Origin of the sequence: Algoriphagus vanfongensis DSM 17529 (assembly GCF_000429465.1) — a bacterium.
Taxonomy (GTDB): Bacteria; Bacteroidota; Bacteroidia; order Cytophagales; family Cyclobacteriaceae; genus Algoriphagus; species Algoriphagus vanfongensis.
In genome coordinates this window covers 107804-126610 of sequence record NZ_AUBX01000018.1, presented here as the reverse complement: position 1 = coordinate 126610, position 18807 = coordinate 107804, and the positions used below count along the sequence as shown (strand labels likewise).

The following is an 18807-nucleotide window of genomic DNA, read 5'->3' as shown; positions in this document are numbered from 1 at the left end:
TTTATGGTGAGAAATTGAGCACGTTTTCCTGATTACGATCTCAAAAATGCCATTTTCAATTGCATTTAGATGCTGGAAATGTTTTTGAAACTAATTCTATCAGAATCAAAAACAGAAAAAAAATGCAATTGACCTTCGAAGAATTCAAATTTTAGTACCTATAAACTCAACTCTTATGAAAAACAGCTACAAAACAATGCTGCTTTTCCTGATAGGTTTGATGGCATACATCCCACTGTATGCCCAGCAGAATGTATCTGGAAAAGTAACGGCTCAGGAAGACGGATCGGGTCTACCTGGAGTCAGTATCATTATCAAAGGCACGTCAACGGGGACTGTCTCTGATATCGATGGCAACTATTCCATCTCTGTCCCTGGTCCAAATGCAGTTCTGGTCTATTCCTTTATTGGATATTCGACCAAGGAGGTATCAGTCGGCTCATCTACTCAGTTGAATGTCGTCTTGAGTGTCGAAGAATCTGAGCTAGATGAATTTATCGTCACGGCTTTTGGTATTTCCCAAGAGAAAAAAGCGCTTGGCTATGCTGCACAAAGCATCGATGCCAATGAAATCACCAAAACTCGACAACCCAATGTCGTCAATGCGCTACAAGGACAGGTTGCGGGTGTTCAGGTAACCAATTCAGGTGGAGCTCCAGGACAATCAGCCAGAATCATCATCCGAGGGATCAACTCATTGGATCCTTCAGCTGACAACCAGCCGCTATTTGTGGTAGATGGTGTACCCGTTGACAACTCAACAGTGGAAGCTTCAGGAACTCCTCGAGGCATGTCAAATAGAATTGCAGATATCAACCCAAATGATATCGAATCGATGTCCGTATTGAAAGGGGCTGCAGCAACTGCTCTTTATGGTGTAAGAGCTGCAAACGGAGCAGTAATCATCACTACCAAAAAAGGGAAAGCTGGTCAGGTAAGAGTAAACTTCAACTCCTCTGTAGGTCTAGACAATCTTGTGAAAATGCCAGAATTACAGGATAAATATGGTCAAGGATTCAGCGGAGTAAGAGATGATTCAAGCTTTTGGCCTTCTTGGGGAGCAAGTTTTGCTGAGGAAAACGACCCTAATTATGTCTATCAGGACAATTGGAACCGAGCATTCGACACCGGACTACAAGTGGACAACTCCCTGAGTGTATCAGGTGGTAATGAATCAGCTACATTCTATGCTTCATTAGGAAGACTTGACCAAAAAGGAATTATTCCTTTCTCTACCTGGGATAGAACAAGTGCAAAGTTTTCTGGAACGGTCAAAGTAAGTGAGAAATTCAACTTCTCAGGATCCATGAATTACACCAATTCTGGCGGTAACCGTGTTCCTCACGACAGATTCTTGGAAAGAATGATGTATTGGTCAGAATCCACCGATGTCAGAGATTACATCAATCCTGACGGAACTATGAAAACGTACGGAAACACCAATCCAATTTATGACGCAAGATTTGCAACCTATAAAGATGATGTGAATCGTGTAATTGGTAATATGAACTTCAACTACAGTCCAACGGATTGGATGACTTTGTCTTACAGAGTCGGAATTGACAACTACACCGATTCCAGAGAAGAAATCACTCCAGGTCCTACAGGCATCGATGGTGAAGTTGCCCTAAGCTCTACAGGTTTTATTGAGGAAACCAGAATTGTATCTAGAGACCTTACTTCCAACTTCTACGTGACTTTAAAGAAGCAATGGAATTCAGACTGGAACACTACATTGAGACTTGGGAATGATGTTTTTGAAAGAAAGTACGACAGAGTTTCGCTTTCAGGAAGCAACTTCGTAATCCCAGGGTTTTATAATGTAAATAACACCACTCAGGTATTTGCAAGCCAAGGCAAAAGCATCCGTAGACTGGTTGGTTTCTATGGTGATCTGATGGTAGACTACAAAAACTTCTTGTTTCTAAACGTAACAGGTAGAAATGACATTTCCTCCACACTGCCTAAATCAAACAATTCTTTCTTCTATCCTTCTGTAAACTTGGGATATGTCTTCAGCGAAAACTTTGATCTTCCTTCTTGGATTACGTTTGGTAAGTTGAGAGCATCTTGGGCTCAAGTAGGGAAAGATACCAACCCCCACATCTTGGGAGCTACCTTCGTTTCTCCAAGTGTCTTCCCTTTAAATGGACAAGTAGGTTTCTCAAGAAATTCCACTTTCGGAGATCCAGAATTGAAGCCTGAATTGACCACTTCCATCGAATTTGGTACCCAGTTGGCCTTCTTCAACAACAAGGCGAATTTGGATGTAACATACTACAAGTCCAATGCTGTGGATCAAATCATCCCTGTTCCTATCTCTGATGCAACAGGATTTTCTTCCTATATCACCAATGCCGGTGAAATCGAAAACAGAGGATGGGAAATCGTATTGGGAGGAACTCCTATTGAAAGCGGTGACTTCCGTTGGGATGTGACAGCAAACTTGACGACCAATAAAAATGAAATCAAAGCTATCCGTGAAGGAATCGATCAAATTGTAGTCGGATCTCAATTCGGATATGTGGGCAGTACAGTAACTATGATCTTGAAAGAAGGTGAAGCCTATGGCAACATCTACGGATCAAGCTATGTAAGACCGGATGCCCCAGAAGGAGCCACTGAGTTGGACCGTGATCTACCGATGTTGATTGGAGCAAACGGATTCCCTGTGAGAACCGGTGATCAATTGATCCTCGGGAATGCAGTTCCAAAATTCTTCGGCGGCTTGAGAAATGAATTTTCTTATAAAGGATTCGAATTCTCCTTCTTGGTTGATTTCAGAGCTGGTCTGCAACAGTATAATCAGTTCGGAAACTTCCTAGCAGCATTTGGTAAACAGAAAGATTCAGAAAGAAGAAACGATACCGTCGTATTTCCTGGTGTCTTGGCAGATGGGTCTGAAAACACCAAAGAAGTTTGGCTGGGCCAAGGAGTTGGACCTGACGGCGTAGATTATGGCGCTGGATATTGGAGAAATGCTTACCGAGCCATTTCTGAAAACTTCGTCAATGACGCTAGCTATATCAAGTTGAGAAATGTAACACTTGCTTACAATCTTCAGCCAAATGTACTGGAAAGAACACCTTTCCGAACTGCAAGACTATCTGTCGCTGCCAACAATATCATCCTTTACACTCCTTGGGATGGATTTGATCCTGAATCATTCTCTGCCGGTGCTGGTGGAAATGCCGTAGGATTTACCGGTCTGGGCTTCCCAGGCGTACAAAGCGTATTCTTCACTTTGAACTTGGGACTGTAAACCTTAAAGCACGAAAACGATGAAATATAGAAATAAATTAACGGCAATATTGGGAGCATCGGTGATGCTGATGACTTCTGCATGCGACTCCTTTTTGGATGTCAATGAAAACCCCAACAACCCGGAAGATGCACCCATTACCGGATTGTTGACCAATAGTACCTATGAAACTTCTCTCAATGTCTATAGAGGAGGGAGTGCTATCAGTAATTACGTTCAATACCTGGCTTCTCCGAATCCAAGTAGTTCTTCTGACATAATGGACCCGACTGATTTCAGTAGCACTTGGTTCAGTCTTTATAATGTAATGACTGATCTGGACGTAATCATCAAGAAAAGTGAAGAGCAGGATGCCAGTCATTACAAAGGTGCGGCGCAAATCCTGATGGCCCTAAACTTGGGAATGACTGTTGATTTCTTTGGGGATGTTCCATTCTCTGAAAGCTTCAACTTTGAGACTGTAACACCTGCATATGATAGCGACGAGGTGCTTTATTCTCAAATATTGACCATGCTTGACGAAGGCATTGCGAACCTTCAAGGAAGCACCGCTATTTCTATGGGAGCTGATGACTTCATATATGGAGGCGACGTAGCTTCATGGATTAAGTTTGGAAATTCTCTTAAAGCAAGGTTCTTACTCCACACGAAAGGGTCAAGTGCTTACAATGCGAGCGAAATTCTTTCTGCAATAGATGCTGGGTTTACTTCCAATGACGATGATGCGCAAGTAGTGTTCTTTGAGCAACGATTCAATCCTTGGGCCCAAGTAGCAATCAACAATGAAAATCTACTCTTAGGAGGTTGGATTTCAGAGCAGTTTGTGCAGGCTTTGGACGGCACTACCTATCCTACTGTCGACCCTAGACTTCCTTTGATGATTGGTACAACTGACGATGGCGAATTTATCGGAACTGTGAATGGAGCTGGACGTGGAGATGCTCCAGAGCAAGGTGCCAGATCTACACTGGTCCCAGGCCAATACTATACTTCTACGCTTTCTCCTTTGTTGATCGCAACCTTCGCAGAATTGAAGTTTATCGAAGCGGAAGCTGCTTTAGACGCAGATAAGGATAGAGCCTATGCTGCATATTTAGCCGGAATTGAGGCTCACATGGATATGTTGGGAGTTTCTGATGAAGATAAAGCCGCCTATCTTGCTGATGCAAGTGTCAGTGTTGGTGCAGACGCTTTGACTCTTGACCTGATCATGAAAGAAAAGTGGGTAGCGATGTTTTTACATCCAGAGACTTGGAATGATGCCAGAAGATTTGACTATGCATACAAAGACATGGATTTGCCTGCAAACTTGAATCCCGATTTGAACAACCAATACATCAGAAGGTTGGCCTACCCTGCCAGTGAAGTCAGCCGAAACGGAAACAACGTGCCTTCCGTGACTCTACTAGACAGAATCTGGTGGGATCAATAAATTCTAACACTACATCAAAGTCTCCTGTATTAGTGCAGGAGACTTTTTTATTTTCACAGTATGAAAAAAGTTTTACTCGCCCTAGCGGTATTGGCCAGCTCCTGTACCGTTCAAAAAATCAATAAGTCTTTCACCAAATCTGATGTCTTCGACAAAGGCCATTTGGGTTTTATGCTTTTGGATCCAGACAAAGACAAAGTCTTGGTGGATATCAATTCGGATAAATATTTCATCCCTGCATCCAATACCAAACTTTTTACTTTTTACACTTCCTACACCGTCTTGGGAGATGAATTGGTCAATGGCCTAAACTATCTCGAGCGAGGTGATTCCTTGATTTTCTGGGGCACAGGCGACCCCAGTTTGCTACATCCAGACCTGAAAAACGATGTGGCCATAGACTTCCTAAAAAAGTCTGACAAACAATTGTATATGCTGGATAATTTTGATCAAGTGGATGCATTTGGTCCCGGTTGGTCTTGGGATTGGTACAATGCCTACTATGCCACAGAAAGATCAGCTTTGCCGATTTATGGAAATATCGTTCGATTCCAGCAAGAAGAAGGTGAAAGTAAATTCCGAGTAATTCCGGAACAATTCATTTCGAAGGTAGAAGGAAAAGCTACTGAAAACTGGAACGGATACCGATTTCGAAGAGAGCATCTTACGAATGATTTCACTTTCCAAATCCCTACAGAAGCTTATACCAAAGAGTTTGAAACAGACATTCCTTTTATCACCTCAGCGGAATTGGCAGCTCAGTTTCTTTCTGAAGAAAGCGGTAAAAAAATCAATTTGATTAATAATTCCTCTTATCTGGAAATGGATCCAAAAAAGCTTCAAACGGCTCCCGCAGACAGCATTTATGCTCAGATGATGAAAATCTCTGACAACTTCCTGGCCGAGCAATTGATGCTTTTGGTGTCTGATCAGCTGAACAATAAACAAAGTACAAGAGACGCAATTGCCTACGCAAAAGAAAACTTGTTGAAAGATCTTCCTGACGAACCGATTTGGTATGATGGCTCGGGTTTATCATCTAGAAATATGTTTACGCCGCGTTCTATCATTGCACTTTTGGGTAAGATCAGAGCGGAGGTTCCATTAGAAAAAATCAAAGCCTATTTTCCGGCAGGTGGAGAATCCGGTACGATCCGAAGTTGGTATCCAGCCGATGAAGGCCAGGAACCCTATATCTATGCAAAAACGGGAACACTAAGCATGACCAATGCATTAAGTGGTTATCTAATCACCAAATCAGGAAAAATCCTTCACTTTTCCTGCATTTTCAACAATTACGTTATTCCATCCAGCGAATTGAAAACCGAATTACAAAAGGCACTTTATCAAATTCATGACAGCTATTAATTGATGAAAAAGCTCAGCTCACTCCTCCTACTCCTCCTATTCTTTTCTATGGCTTCATTGGCTCAACGATTCACCATGGAGCAAGTGGGAAAATTCTCTTTTCCCTCCGAGCTTACCAGTTCTCCAGCCGGTGAAAAAATAGCTTGGGCGATGAATGAACAGGGAAAACGGAATATCTATTTCGCCGAAGGCCCAGATTTCAAGCCCGTCAAAATGACTCAATTCAACGAAGATGATGGGCAGGAAATCAGTAGTTTGCAATTCACCGCGGACGGAAATTGGTTAGTATTTGTAAGAGGTGGAGATCATGGAGGGGGAAATGCTTCCTCAACAGTCAACGCTCAAAACCTACCTACCCTTCCCAAAGTAGAGATCTGGAAAATAGCGATCAATGACCCTCATCCGACTCCGATTTTGGAGGGAGATGATTATACTCTTGGACCTCAAAATCAACTTCTATTTCTCAAAGGAGGGCAAGTTTGGAAAGCTGATCTAGAAGGGATCGAAAAGCCATCCCAACTTTTCCAGGTAAAGGGAAATGTTAATTCATTGGAATTTTCTCCAAATGGGAAAAAACTGGCATTCACAGTCAGCAGAGGAGGCCATCAATTATTGGGAATCTATGAAAATCAAGAGACTCCTATTCATTGGATTGCGCCTTCATTTCACAGGTATTCACAGCCCAAATGGTCTCCAGACGGAAGCAAAATCGCTTTTATCAAAACTCTAGGAGGTCAGGGAGAAGCCTTCCCACTTTTGGAACCGAGACATGTTCCGTGGGAAATCTGGATAGCTGATGTAGCTTCAGGCGAAGGTAAAAAGCTATGGAAATCTCCTGAAACCCTGAGAGGATCTTACCGCTATTTCTTTTTCTCCTATCCCAACGAAAAGGAACTGATTTTCGAATCTTATCAGGATGGCTGGCAACACCTATATTCTTTGAATTTAGACAACTCTGAAGCTAAACTATTGACTGTGGGTGATTACATGGTCGAGCAGATCAAGTTAAGTTCAGACAAGAAAAAAGTCCTTTTCTCAGCAAATACAGGAGCAAGCAAAGAAGACCTAGATAGAAGACACATCGGTAGTATTGATTTGGCGACCAAACAACTTACTTGGGAAACTTCGGGAATCGGAATTGAGGCATACCCAGTCGCGGTTGGAAACAATGGAATTCTTGCTTATTTCTCAGCAGATGCTCAAAGATCTCACTTGGTCACTGTCAAAAGTTCAAATGAAACCCAACTTTTACAAGAAGAAATCATTCCTTCTGATTTCCCTCAAAAGCAATTAGTCACTCCAAAGCAAGTGAGTTTCAAGGCTCCGGATGGCACGACGGTTTATGGACAACTTTTCGAAAAGGAAGGAGGACCAGCCAAGAAACCAGCAGTTGTTTTTGTTCATGGCGGACCGCAGAGACAGATGCTTTTGGGCTGGAGCTATATGGATTATTATTCCAATACTTATTCTCTCAATCAGTATTTGGCGGAATTGGGTTTTGTAGTTCTTTCCGTTAATTACCGTTTGGGAATCGGATATGGCTACGAATTCCACAGACCAGCTTATGGCTATTATCAGGGCGCGGTCGAGTATCAGGACATCAAAGCCGGAGGAGAATTCTTGGCTTCCTTAGCCCAAGTTAATTCAGACAAAATCGGAATCTATGGAGGAAGTTATGGAGGCTATTTGACTGCCTTGGCATTGGCACGTGACTCCCAACTTTTCAAAGTCGGTGTGGATATCCATGGTGTCCATGATTTGGATGGCCGATATGATCTGCCAGAAGGCTATGAGGTGGCTCCTGACTATGAAAAAGCCAAAGAAATAGCTTGGAAATCCTCCCCTATACCTGATCTGAAAATTTGGACATCGCCTGTCCTGTTCATTCATGCAGATGACGATAGAAATGTCACGGTCAGCCAAACCACGGATTTGATTCGAAGATTTGATGAAATGGGAAAACCTTACGAATCCATTTTGATTCCGGGGGATACGCATCATTGGATGAAGTGGGAAAATATGATTCGAGTAGATCAAGCAACAGCAGATTTCCTAAAAAAACACTTGATGGATTAAGATTTTGACGACAGACCACAGTCAACAGACCACTGTTTTTCAACCTGATCTGGAGTTTTTTCCAATAAAAATATGCTACATCTCAATTCTCTTCATCATATCGCGATTATTTGTTCAGATTACCAGCTATCCAAGAAATTCTATACCGAAATTCTAGGTTTGGAAATCATTCAGGAAGTCTATCGAACAGAGCGGGATTCCTTCAAATTGGACCTTGCACTCAATGGCGAATACTTGATCGAGCTATTTTCATTTCCAAATCCTCCTGAAAGAATCTCGCGGCCAGAAGCTTGCGGCCTTCGCCATTTGGCATTTGGTGTGAAAGATATCGAGCAAAGTGTCAAAGATTTGCGTAGCTTGGGCATAGCGGTAGAACACATCCGAATTGATGAGTTTACAGGAAGGAAGTTTACTTTTTTCTCCGATCCGGATGATTTGCCCATAGAACTCTATCAGGAATAATCATGGCTGAAAACAAAACCCAACCAACCGACGCGTCTGTTGATGATTTTATCAATCAAACAGAATCTCCCAAAAAACGGGAAGATGCATTTCGCATCAAACAAATCATGGAAGAAGAGACAGGCGAAAAAGCCGTGATGTGGGGACCATCCATTGTAGGATTCGGTCAATATCATTACAAATATGAATCCGGAAGAGAAGGAGATTTTTTGATCACTGGTTTTGCTCCAAGGAAATCTGCCATATCCCTTTATCTTCTTGGCTGTATGGAAACCAGTTTTGAAGAATTATTTGCTAAACTGGGCAAATACAAAACAGGAGCATCCTGTGTCTATATAAATAAATTAGCTGATATCGATGAGAAGGTTCTTCGTGAATTGATCAGAACAGCTTATATCTACATGAAAGAGAAATATCCGACAAAATGATTTTTCACATCCTAAACGGAGACTCACTTTCAGGCCAATTTCCTGAAGAAATCCCCGGTGAAAAAATCATTTTCCGGGAGTGTTTGGTGGATGGTCCTGTCAAAGCGGATTCGGAAGAGGCCTTTTGGGAAATCAGAAAGGAATTTATCGAATCGGAATTTCAAGAAGCGGATTATGACTCCTATTCCAAAGCTGAAATTCTCAAAATCTCCGAGATTCCTGACAACTCAGAAGTCTATTTCTGGTTTGAGGAAGACCTTTTTTGTCAGGTGAATTTCTGGAAAGCCTGCACGCTTTTACCAGCCTCCGTTCATCAAGCTTTCTTGGTAATGCCCGGAAGTGATTCCCCCTATTCTTTTGCACATGTCACGGGCGAAAGTCTAATTTCTCAATGGGAAAATGCGAATGAATTAAACTTAAAAGACATCCAACTGCTTCAAAGTTTATGGGGTTTTTATCAGAACTCAGAACCTGAAAAAGCGCTCGAATCAGCTCCAAATTTTGAAAGAAAATTCTCCTTCTTGATTCCAGCCATTAACGCCTGGCAGCAAATGATCCCCAATGAGAAATCAGAGGGTTTGCCAAAAGAAGAATTAAAACGAATTCATCAGGAGCTTCAAACTGAGAACTTTGGAACCGTTTTCAGGGAATTCCATAAGCGACTGCCCATTTATGGATTTGGAGACACTCAGGTGCTGAAGCTTTGGAACGAAATCAAAAAAGGGAGCTGATCAACAGACTCCCCCAAATTACTAATCTAATTCCCGAAGAATATCTTCAGATTTCTTAAGTGTTCCTTTGTAGTGACCGATTACCATCCTAGTAAAAAACACAAAAAACAGGAAGCCGAAAAGCACATAAGCCCACCAAAACCAAGGCTCTGTCATTACCGAAGGATTTCCTCCTAGTTCTGCCAAAGGAGGCAAAATTGTAATCAGAAGAATACAAGACAAAAAGAGTCCCGCTTTCTGAACTATCCAGAATCGTTTTTTATCTCTGATAAACTTATTGACCACCTCAGAAGGATGACTGATCCCTAAATCCAGTTGATTCAATTGCCAGATAGATTTCAGACTAAAAACTGGCAAAATAATCACCAATAAGATGTTGAAAATCATCATTACTTGATTGACTGGATTTTTCAAATCTGGAAATTTAACAATCCAATAGATGGCAAAAGCAAAACAGATCACACTTCCTAGAACTTCTGCTAAGGCAATCTTTCCTATTTTTTTCTTATATCTAACTCTCGTCATTTTCATGAGTTCTTCTTTCTTGATTTTTTCCTGATTTTCGACTTTTCCACTGAGTTCGCCCCAGATGGATTTCATTTCTTCGAGTTCCATGATCATGTTGAATTAATAGGTTTGAACTCCTTTTCTAAGCTTTTCCTTAATGCGAGAAATCCGTGTTCCCACATTGCTGACGCTGATCCCGACGATTTCCGCGATTTCCTCATGGTTTTTCCCCTCCAAATAGAGAAAAACAATCCCTCTATCCAGCAAACCCAACTTTCTGATTTCAGAATACATTAGCTTGATCTGCTCTTCTTTTTGAGAATCGACTTCATCCATCAGGTTCAATTCCAACCCATCCATCGGCACTGCAGTCACCTGTTTTTTGGACCGATTGAGATTGGTAATCGCAGTATTCATTCCCACACGGTAAAGCCAAGTGCTCGGCTTAGAGGCATTTCTGAATTGCTCAAAAGACTTCCAGGTCTGATAGACTATCTCCTGACACAGATCCTCCTGCTCCTCACGATCACGAGTATAAATGGTCGCAATTTTGAAGATCAGACCCTGATTTTGCTGAATGAGTTGAATAAATTCGTCCTCTCGCTTCATGAATTAGCTTTTGACATATTAGTCTGAAGGAAAAGCAAAAAATCACACTAGCCTCTCATTTTTCTTAAAAACTAAATAGAAATTTCGATTTGAGCTTCCACAATCCCTTAAATTCACATCATGCAATGGTCACTGGATTTCCCGATTTCTCCTCTTCCTTCTCAGATTACGCATCAAAGCAAAATCCTCAGCATGGGCTCTTGCTTTGCAGATGTGATCGGCGAAAAAATGAAAAATGCCAAGTTTGACACCTTGGTCAATCCGTTTGGGACTATCTTCCATCCTCAGATTTTGGCGGATTTATTGGATCATGCCATTTCCAAAGACAAAATGGATCTGGATGGCATTTTGCAAAGAGACGGACTCTTTTTTCACTATGGGGTTCATTCGGACCTAAAGGGAAAAAGCAAAGAAGACTTGGCTCAGCAATACTCTTCCAAGATGACTCAAACCAAAGAATACTTGGAAAAAGGCAGTCATTTGATTTTGACCTTTGGGACATCTTGGATATACGAATTACCTGGATACGGAAGAGTGGCCAACTGTCACAAACAAGCCCAAAAGCTTTTCGAAAAGAAGCTTTCCTCCCTCGAGGAAATGCAAAACGACTTGGCTCTTGTATTTGAGAATATTTCCGGAGCCTTTCCTCAGCTTAACATCATCTTGACAGTCAGCCCTGTGAGACATATCAAAGATGGAATTTCCGAAAATCAACTCAGCAAAAGCCTCTTGAGAGTGCTCTGCGGCAATCTTGAAAGGCAATTTGATTTTGTGAGCTATTTTCCTGCCTATGAAATCATGATGGATGAATTGCGGGATTATAGATTCTATAAATCCGATTTGATACATCCTACTGAGGAGGCTGAAAATTACATTTGGGAAAAGTGGAAAAAGGCCATTTTTGACACTGAAACTGAAAAAAAAGCAGCAGAAATTTCAAAAATCCAACTTGAGCTAGCGCATCGTCCACTCAATCCAGAATCGGATTCCCACCGAAAGTTTCAGCAAAACTTAGTGGCAAAGCTGGAACGATTGAATGAAGAATTTGATTTTTCAAAAGAGATCAAAGCTCTTAGCAAAGACCTCCAGTCAAAACCGTCTTAGGAAAAAAACACCCTTCGACTCCGCTCAGGGTGACAGAATTTTTCAATTTTCTAATTTTCCAATATTTCAATTCCAGATCATGAACCGCCTCATCAATTCCCAAAGTCCTTACCTCCTACAGCATGCACATAATCCTGTGGATTGGTTTCCTTGGGGACCGGAAGCACTCAAAAAAGCAGAAGTTGAGAACAAGCCGATTTTGGTTTCGATTGGCTACTCTGCCTGCCATTGGTGTCATGTCATGGAGCGGGAAAGTTTTGAGGATGAGATTACCGCTGATTTGATGAATACACATTTTGTCTGCATCAAAATCGATCGGGAAGAAAGGCCAGACTTGGACAATATCTACATGGATGCGGTTCAGGCTATGGGCTTACAAGGTGGCTGGCCTTTGAATGTATTCTTGATGCCTAATCAAAAGCCATTTTATGGAGGTACTTATTTCAAAAATGAGCAATGGAAAGGTTTGCTCGCCAACATTGCCAATGCCTTTGAAAAGCATCATGATCAATTGGCGGAAAGCGCGGAAGGTTTTGGAAACAATCTGAACCGATCTGAAATTGAAAAATATGGAATTCAGGCAGGAAATGTAGATTTTGATCCAGATGACTTGATTGAAATCAGCGCAAAACTAGCCTCTCAATTTGACAAAGAATGGGGTGGAATGAATCGCATTCCCAAGTTCCCCATGCCAGCAATCTGGAATTTTGTCCTGTATTATGGCTTTATTTCCAAAAATCAGGATTTGCTGGATTCAGCCTATTTCACATTGAAGAAAATCGGAATGGGTGGAATCTACGATCAGCTGAGAGGTGGATTTGCTCGCTACTCAGTAGATGGAGAATGGTTTGCTCCCCACTTCGAAAAGATGCTCTATGACAACGGACAGTTGCTGGAGCTCTATTCCAAGGCATTTCAAAGCAGTCAGGATCCACTTTTTTTGGAAAAAATCACTGAAACTATCGAATGGCTCAAAGCAGAAATGCTTACACCGGAAGGTGCTTTTGAGGCAGCTCAAGATGCGGACAGCGAAGGGGTTGAGGGCAAATTTTACACTTGGACTTATGCAGAACTGCAAGAGATCGTAGGAGATGAGATGCCTTGGATTAGCAAACTCTACAATCTGAAAATCCATGGCAACTGGGAAGATGGCGTCAATATCCTTTTTCAAACCCAATCATATCAAGAGGTCGCTACGGAATTCAACATGACTGAATCAGAGCTTCTTGAGAGACTCAACCCACTGAAAGCCAAACTTCTTGAGATCAGAAATCAACGAATATTCCCTGGAAAAGATGATAAAATCCTGGCTGGATGGAACGGCTGGATGAGTTCTGGCTTGATTCAAGCTTTCATAGCAACGCAGGACAAATCCACACTACAACTAGCTGTGGATAACCTTGACTTTATCCAAGAGAAAATGATCCTAGATGGAGTTCTCTTCAGGTCTTATAAAAACAAACAAGCTTATACTCCTGCCTTTTTAGAAGATTATGCTGCAGTCATTAAAGCTTCTTTGATGGCCTATCAGGTAAGTGGGAAGGGGAAATATTTGAAACTGGCACAATCGCTCACTGACTTTTGTTTGCTGCATTTCTTTGATGAAGCCGATGGTTTTTTCTTTTTCAATAATCCAGACGCAGAGAAGTTGATCGCCAACAAAAAGGAGCTTTTTGACAATGTGATTCCCGCCTCCAATTCTGTGATGGCAAGAAACCTTCACCATTTGGCATTATTGACTTATGAGGAGAACTATTTGTCTATTTCAAAAAAGATGATCAGCGGAATGAAGGATTTGATCTTAAAAGATCCTGGATTTCTTAGCAATTGGGCAACTTTACTTCTAGAAAACATCGTCCCAACAGCTGAAATAGCGATTGTAGGAAAAGGAGCAGAAAAATTGGCTTTGGAACTTCTGAAAACACATCCTTCCAACTTGGTGGTGGCTTGGTCCGAAGAAGTGACAGAAACTGCCCCACTTTTGGCTGGAAAGTATGCAGATCAAGATGGAAATGCCTTAATTTATGTTTGCTTTGATCATGCCTGTCAAAAACCTGTCGGCACAGTCAAAGAGGCCATCAGCCAATTACCCTATTTAAGTTAAATCTGTGCACAACCTTTTTGGAGACGAGGAATTTGGAAACCAGGAGTCCGGTAAAAACTTTGCGGACATCATTTTGCCGGTTCCTATTCCCCGGATGTTCACTTACAAAATCCCATCTTCTCTTGCCTCCCAGATTCAAATCGGAGCCCGGGTGATCGTGCAATTTGGAAGAAAAAAGGTCTTGACAGGAATTATTGGTAAGGTTCACAACAAACCTCCACAGGCTTATGATGCCAAGCCGATTTTGGAGGTTTTGGATGATCAGCCGACGGTCAATCCGATTCAAATTCGCTTTTGGGTTTGGATGGCTAGCTACTATTGCTGCCATATCGGTGAAGTCATGCATGCGGCGATTCCTTCGGGTTTGCGCCTGAGCAGTGAATCCAAAATCCAGGCAAATCCGAATTTCGATCGGGAAAATAGCAGCTATCCCATGGATGATCGTGAGGATTTGATTTTAGATGCATTGGAAAACCAAGCAGAAATCAGCTATGAGGACTGCGAAAAAATCCTCGGCATCAAAACAATTCACCCAATTCTGAAAAGTCTGGTTGCCAAAGAAGCGGTATTGATTTTTGAAAAAGTACAGGAAAAGTACAGCCCGAAAGTCGAAACGAGAGTTCGGATTGTGAATGAAATTGCTTCTGACAGGAAAGCTTTGGAAGCTGTATTTGAAGCCATCGCCGGCAAATCCAAGCAGGAGTCTATTCTGCTAAAATATTTGAGAGATGTTCCAATTTTTCAAAATCTCAAACTGAACGAAAAAGGAATAGCCAAGTCATCACTTTTGGAAGAGGGAGACTCTGAAAGTTCTCTCAAAACATTGATCAAAAATGGAGTTTTTGAATCATTCAAACTAGTCATTAACCGTATCGAAGAAGTAGAGCCAGAAAAAGAGCCTGCAGTTCTTTCTGAATCTCAAAATCAAGCTTTAGATGAAATCAAGCAGCATTTCGAGGAGAAACAGACGGTTTTGCTTCATGGGGTTACCGGAAGTGGAAAGACCGAAATCTACATTCAGCTGATTCGGGAAGCGATGGAAAGTGGTTCGCAAGTTCTCCTTTTGCTTCCTGAAATAGCCCTGACCACCCAGATAGTCAGCCGACTCCAACAGGTATTTGGCTCTCAGATGGGAGTTTATCATTCCAAGTACTCTGATAATGAGCGGGTCGAAGTTTGGAATGGAGTTTTAAGCGGAAGATTCTCCTTTGTTGTTGGAGTGAGGTCATCAATTTTCCTTCCATTTGATAGCTTAGGATTGATCATTGTAGATGAGGAGCATGAGGCCAGCTTCAAGCAATTTGACCCAGCACCACGTTTTCAGGCGCGGGATTCAGCCATCATGTTGGCATATTTTCATCAGGCCAAATGCATTTTGGGATCGGCCACTCCGTCTTTCGAAAGTTATTTCAACGCCAGCCAGAGCAAGTATGGCTATGTGGAACTGACCCATCGTTTTGGTGATGCCAGTTTACCGGAGTATCATTTGGCAAATTTGAGTGCGGATCGAAAAAAAAACCTTCTCAAACTGGACTCTACTCGCCTGATGAGGGAAAAAATTCAGGCTGCTCTGGACAAAAACGAGCAAGTGTTGATTTTCCAAAACAGACGCGGCTACTCTCCTTATGTCCAATGCGAGGATTGCGGCTGGACTGGGGAATGCGTGCAATGCGATGTCAGCCTAACCTACCATCAATATGCCGAGGAATTGCGATGTCACTATTGCGGCTACAAGGAAAAAGTCCCTAGCTCTTGTCCAGCTTGCGGCAGCACCCAACTGAGCACCTTGGGAATGGGCACCGAGCGAATTGAAGAATCTTTGAGCCTCCTTTTTCCTGAGGCAAGACTGGGAAGGATGGATCTGGACACCACCCGAAATAAATATGGCTATCAGCGGATTTTGGATGAATTTGGAGCTGGTCAGATCGATATTTTGGTCGGTACACAGATGATCACCAAAGGCTTAGACTTTGGAAGAGTAACTGTAGTTGGGATTTGGGATGGAGATCGGATTTTGAATTTTCCTGACTTCAGAGCCGGAGAACGAGCCTATCAACAAATCACTCAAGTAGCGGGTAGAGCTGGGAGAAGAGCTGAAAAAGGTCAAGTCATCATCCAGTCCAGAAATCCTGACAATGAAGTTTTTGAAAAGGTAATCAAGGGTGACTACTATCAATATTTTCGCCAGGAGATGGCGGAGCGCAAGAATTTCTACTATCCTCCCTATGTCAAACTGGTGAAAATCACGACCCGACATGCTGATTTCAAAGTATGCGAAAAAGCTGCTTTGGCACTGCATCAGGAAATGGCCAAAATCCCGGTAAAAAAGATTGTGCTGGGTCCGGAAAAAGCAATTATCGGCAGGATCAAGAACCAATATCAATTCGAAAGTCTCATCAAACTAGACCGATCAGGCCCTACTCAAACTGATTTCAAAGAGCAGCTCAGCAAGATATTGGAGGAACTGCAAGCGATACCGCAGTTCAGAGCTGTGAGATGGGTGATCGATGTCGATCCAAACTAAAGCTGCTTTTGAAGCAAAAAAGGCAATCCACAAGGATCGCCTTCTCTATTTTCATATTATTTTCAATCATTGACAGCCCCTTTCCGAGTATAGATCCGACTATTACAGAGTTCTGACCACTGCTTCCTAAACCGAAGGTTCCTGCTGACTCAGACAATGGAAACTTCCCAGTCCCCAAATAATGTCTGTGGAATCTATTCCAATTACTTTTCTCTCCGGGAAACAGCCTGAAAGGATATCCAAAGCTTTTTGATCATTTTTATCTCTGAAAACTGGAACCACAACCACCTCATTTCCAATGTAGAAATTGGCATAGGATGCAGGCAATCTCTGGCCTTCCCAAACAACCGGGCTTGGCATCGGCAATTCCACAATATTCAAAGGCTTTCCATCCTGAAGCTTCATCTGCTCCAGCATCTCAAGGTTTTCCTTTAGGATATCGTAGTTCTCATCTCCTTTGTGATCTTCAATGACAGTCACTACTGTGTCCTCATTGACAAAGCGGGTGATATCATCTATATGCCCATCCGTATCATCTCCGACGATCCCATCTCCTACCCAAAGGATATGGCTGACCCCATAATAATCGCAAAGGTATTTTTCAATCTCCGCCTGATTCAGGTGAGGATTTCTATTTTTATTGAGCAAACATGCCTTGGAAGTCAACAAAGTGCCTTTTCCATTGAATTCCACAGATCCACCTTCCATGACAATCCCCGGCTTAAAGCAAGGAATCCCGAGTGCTTTAGCTATGTGAATCGGAATCTGGTTATCCAAGTCATGAGGAGGGTATTTCTCTCCCCAAGCATTGTAATTCCATTTTACCAAAGCCTTTTTTACTTCAGCTTGAGGATTGATCAAAAATGCAGGTCCATGATCTCTGCACCAGGCATCATTGGTGGGAAAGAAATGAAAGGAAGTCTTGCCTAAATCTACTCCTGCTTGATCCAAATGGCCCAAAGCAAACCTCTTCATTGCCTCATCAGCAACATTGATATTTACTTTTTGACCCTTGGAAACTTCCTTGATAAACTGAGAATAAGGCGCGTAAATAGTTTCAATTTTCCCAGGCCAAGACTCCTCTTTATGTGGCCAACTTAGCCACATGGATTCTTGAGGTGCAAATTCCGCAGGGAAATAGTAACCCAATTCAGCTGGAGTTGCAGCTCCAGTTTCAGCAAGTTTGAAAATATCTTTCATCAATTAATCTTCGTCGAGGAAACGCTTGGTGATAGGTTCGTAAGAATCAATTCTTCTGTCACGAAGGAAAGGCCAGTGAGTTCTGTATCGATCCGAACCTGTCAGATCCAGCTCTTCCACATGCACTTCTTCTTCCAAATGAGGCGCCTTGTAAACGACCCTACCAAATGGATTAGCAACAAAAGATCCACCCCAAAACTGCATTTCGGCTTCTTCTCCGGTTCTGTTTACAGACACTACCGGGATACCATTGGCTACAGCATGAGATCGCTGAATAGTCTGCCAAGCGCCATACTGTTCGTCATTGGTCGCCTCATCCTGAGACTTAGCCCATCCGATTGCCGTTGGGTAAACCAAGAAATCCGCTCCTTTCAAAGCAGTGATTCTTGCCGCTTCCGGATACCACTGATCCCAGCAGATCAATACTCCGATTGTAGCGAATTTGGTTTTGAAAACTTTGTAACCCAAGTCTCCAGGTGTGAAGTAGAATTTCTCAAAATATCCTGGATCATCAGGAATGTGCATTTTCCGGTATTTACCCAAATAGCTACCGTCAGCATCCAATACCGCAGTGGTATTGTGATAGAGACCTTCGGCACGCTTTTCAAATAGAGAGGCGACAATAACTACTCCTAGATCTTTGGCAATTTCTCCCAAGGTTTCAGTAGATGGACCTGGAATGGCTTCTGCCAAATTAAAATTGTCATAGTCCTCCACATCACAGAAATAGAGAGATCTGAAAAGCTCCTGCAGTACAACCACTTGCGCACCTTTCTGGGCCGCTTCACGGATACCTGCGATTGTTTTCTTCATATTTTCGGCGACATCCCCAGAGCAACTGAGCTGCACCAGACCTACTTTGACGTTTTTGTTTGCCACGGCTATTGGTTTTGAATGAGCCAGTAAAGTTACAGGAGATTAAGGGATTGACAAATGAGAAATCAGATTGGAAAATGGGAAGATTGAAAAATTTGAAAATTACCTGACTATTTAAGCGATC

14 protein-coding genes are annotated in these 18807 nt (G+C 42.3%); 10 read left to right on the top strand and 4 right to left on the bottom strand.

The features are described 5' to 3' along the window. The first annotated feature begins 175 nt into the window (after positions 1-175). From G460_RS0118745 to G460_RS0118715, 7 genes are all read left to right on the top strand, one after another. A complete protein-coding gene (locus G460_RS0118745; protein ID WP_026956795.1) occupies positions 176-3262 on the top strand; it encodes a SusC/RagA family TonB-linked outer membrane protein in 3087 nt (1028 codons plus the stop codon). Between the two features lie 19 nt (positions 3263-3281). Continuing rightward, positions 3282-4694, top strand: a complete 1413-nt coding sequence (locus tag G460_RS0118740) for a SusD/RagB family nutrient-binding outer membrane lipoprotein (protein ID WP_026956794.1) — start codon at positions 3282-3284, stop codon at positions 4692-4694. A 60-nt stretch (positions 4695-4754) separates the two neighbouring features. Then, positions 4755-6062: a D-alanyl-D-alanine carboxypeptidase gene (locus G460_RS0118735; RefSeq protein WP_026956793.1), complete on the top strand. Its 1308-nt coding sequence runs from the start codon at positions 4755-4757 to the stop codon at positions 6060-6062. A 3-nt stretch (positions 6063-6065) separates the two neighbouring features. After that, positions 6066-8138, top strand: coding sequence for a S9 family peptidase (locus G460_RS0118730; protein ID WP_026956792.1), 2073 nt, complete (start codon positions 6066-6068; stop codon positions 8136-8138). A 72-nt stretch (positions 8139-8210) separates the two neighbouring features. Continuing rightward, positions 8211-8600, top strand: coding sequence for an SMU1112c/YaeR family gloxylase I-like metalloprotein (gloA2, locus tag G460_RS0118725; protein ID WP_026956791.1), 390 nt, complete (start codon positions 8211-8213; stop codon positions 8598-8600). Between the two features lie 2 nt (positions 8601-8602). After that, positions 8603-9028 (top strand): DUF1801 domain-containing protein, encoded by a 426-nt coding sequence (locus tag G460_RS0118720; RefSeq protein ID WP_026956790.1) that lies wholly within the window; start codon positions 8603-8605, stop codon positions 9026-9028. Then, positions 9025-9759 (top strand): DUF1835 domain-containing protein, encoded by a 735-nt coding sequence (locus G460_RS0118715; RefSeq protein WP_035464771.1) that lies wholly within the window; start codon positions 9025-9027, stop codon positions 9757-9759. Before G460_RS0118720 ends, G460_RS0118715 begins: the two co-directional genes overlap by 4 nt. Before the next feature lie 21 nt (positions 9760-9780). Here the strand turns inward: G460_RS0118715 and G460_RS0118710 are convergent, their stop codons facing one another. After that, positions 9781-10374, bottom strand: a complete 594-nt coding sequence (locus tag G460_RS0118710) for a hypothetical protein (RefSeq protein ID WP_157366965.1) — start codon at positions 10372-10374, stop codon at positions 9781-9783. Between the two features lie 12 nt (positions 10375-10386). Next, a complete protein-coding gene (locus tag G460_RS0118705; RefSeq protein ID WP_026956787.1) occupies positions 10387-10875 on the bottom strand; it encodes an RNA polymerase sigma factor in 489 nt (162 codons plus the stop codon). Between the two features lie 120 nt (positions 10876-10995). Here G460_RS0118705 and G460_RS0118700 point away from each other — a divergent pair, with 120 nt between their 5' ends. The 3 genes from G460_RS0118700 (at position 10996) to priA (ending at position 16607) form a co-directional block, all read left to right on the top strand. Continuing rightward, a complete protein-coding gene (locus G460_RS0118700; protein WP_026956786.1) occupies positions 10996-11979 on the top strand; it encodes a GSCFA domain-containing protein in 984 nt (327 codons plus the stop codon). A 79-nt stretch (positions 11980-12058) separates the two neighbouring features. Next, entirely contained in the window at positions 12059-14083 is a 2025-nt protein-coding gene (locus G460_RS0118695) for a thioredoxin domain-containing protein (protein ID WP_026956785.1), read from the top strand. Between the two features lie 4 nt (positions 14084-14087). After that, positions 14088-16607 (top strand): replication restart helicase PriA, encoded by a 2520-nt coding sequence (priA, locus tag G460_RS0118690; protein WP_026956784.1) that lies wholly within the window; start codon positions 14088-14090, stop codon positions 16605-16607. A 126-nt stretch (positions 16608-16733) separates the two neighbouring features. Here priA and G460_RS0118685 read toward each other — a convergent pair whose 3' ends face one another. Beyond that, complete coding sequence (locus G460_RS0118685; RefSeq protein WP_051316121.1) at positions 16734-17807, bottom strand: agmatine deiminase family protein; 1074 nt, start codon at positions 17805-17807, stop codon at positions 16734-16736. Positions 17808-17810: 3 nt separating this feature from the next. Further along, positions 17811-18686 carry a carbon-nitrogen hydrolase gene (locus G460_RS0118680; protein ID WP_026956782.1) on the bottom strand — a complete coding sequence of 292 codons (876 nt, stop codon included), beginning with the start codon at positions 18684-18686 and terminating at the stop codon, positions 17811-17813. Between the last annotated feature and the right edge of the window lie 121 nt (positions 18687-18807).

Excerpts from the sequence above, each read along its gene's own strand:
- G460_RS0118695 (WP_026956785.1), top strand. The coding sequence starts at position 12,059 with ATGAACCGCCTCATCAATTCCCAAAGTCCTTACCTCCTACAGCATGCA.
- G460_RS0118735 (WP_026956793.1), top strand. The coding sequence starts at position 4,755 with ATGAAAAAAGTTTTACTCGCCCTAGCGGTATTGGCCAGCTCCTGTACC.
- G460_RS0118740 (WP_026956794.1), top strand. The coding sequence starts at position 3,282 with ATGAAATATAGAAATAAATTAACGGCAATATTGGGAGCATCGGTGATG.
- G460_RS0118715 (WP_035464771.1), top strand. The coding sequence starts at position 9,025 with ATGATTTTTCACATCCTAAACGGAGACTCACTTTCAGGCCAATTTCCT.
- G460_RS0118720 (WP_026956790.1), top strand. The coding sequence starts at position 8,603 with ATGGCTGAAAACAAAACCCAACCAACCGACGCGTCTGTTGATGATTTT.
- G460_RS0118705 (WP_026956787.1), bottom strand. The coding sequence starts at position 10,875 with ATGAAGCGAGAGGACGAATTTATTCAACTCATTCAGCAAAATCAGGGT.
- gloA2 (WP_026956791.1), top strand. The coding sequence starts at position 8,211 with ATGCTACATCTCAATTCTCTTCATCATATCGCGATTATTTGTTCAGAT.
- G460_RS0118700 (WP_026956786.1), top strand. The coding sequence starts at position 10,996 with ATGCAATGGTCACTGGATTTCCCGATTTCTCCTCTTCCTTCTCAGATT.
- G460_RS0118730 (WP_026956792.1), top strand. The coding sequence starts at position 6,066 with ATGAAAAAGCTCAGCTCACTCCTCCTACTCCTCCTATTCTTTTCTATG.
- G460_RS0118710 (WP_157366965.1), bottom strand. The coding sequence starts at position 10,374 with ATGGAACTCGAAGAAATGAAATCCATCTGGGGCGAACTCAGTGGAAAA.
- G460_RS0118745 (WP_026956795.1), top strand. The coding sequence starts at position 176 with ATGAAAAACAGCTACAAAACAATGCTGCTTTTCCTGATAGGTTTGATG.
- G460_RS0118685 (WP_051316121.1), bottom strand. The coding sequence starts at position 17,807 with ATGAAAGATATTTTCAAACTTGCTGAAACTGGAGCTGCAACTCCAGCT.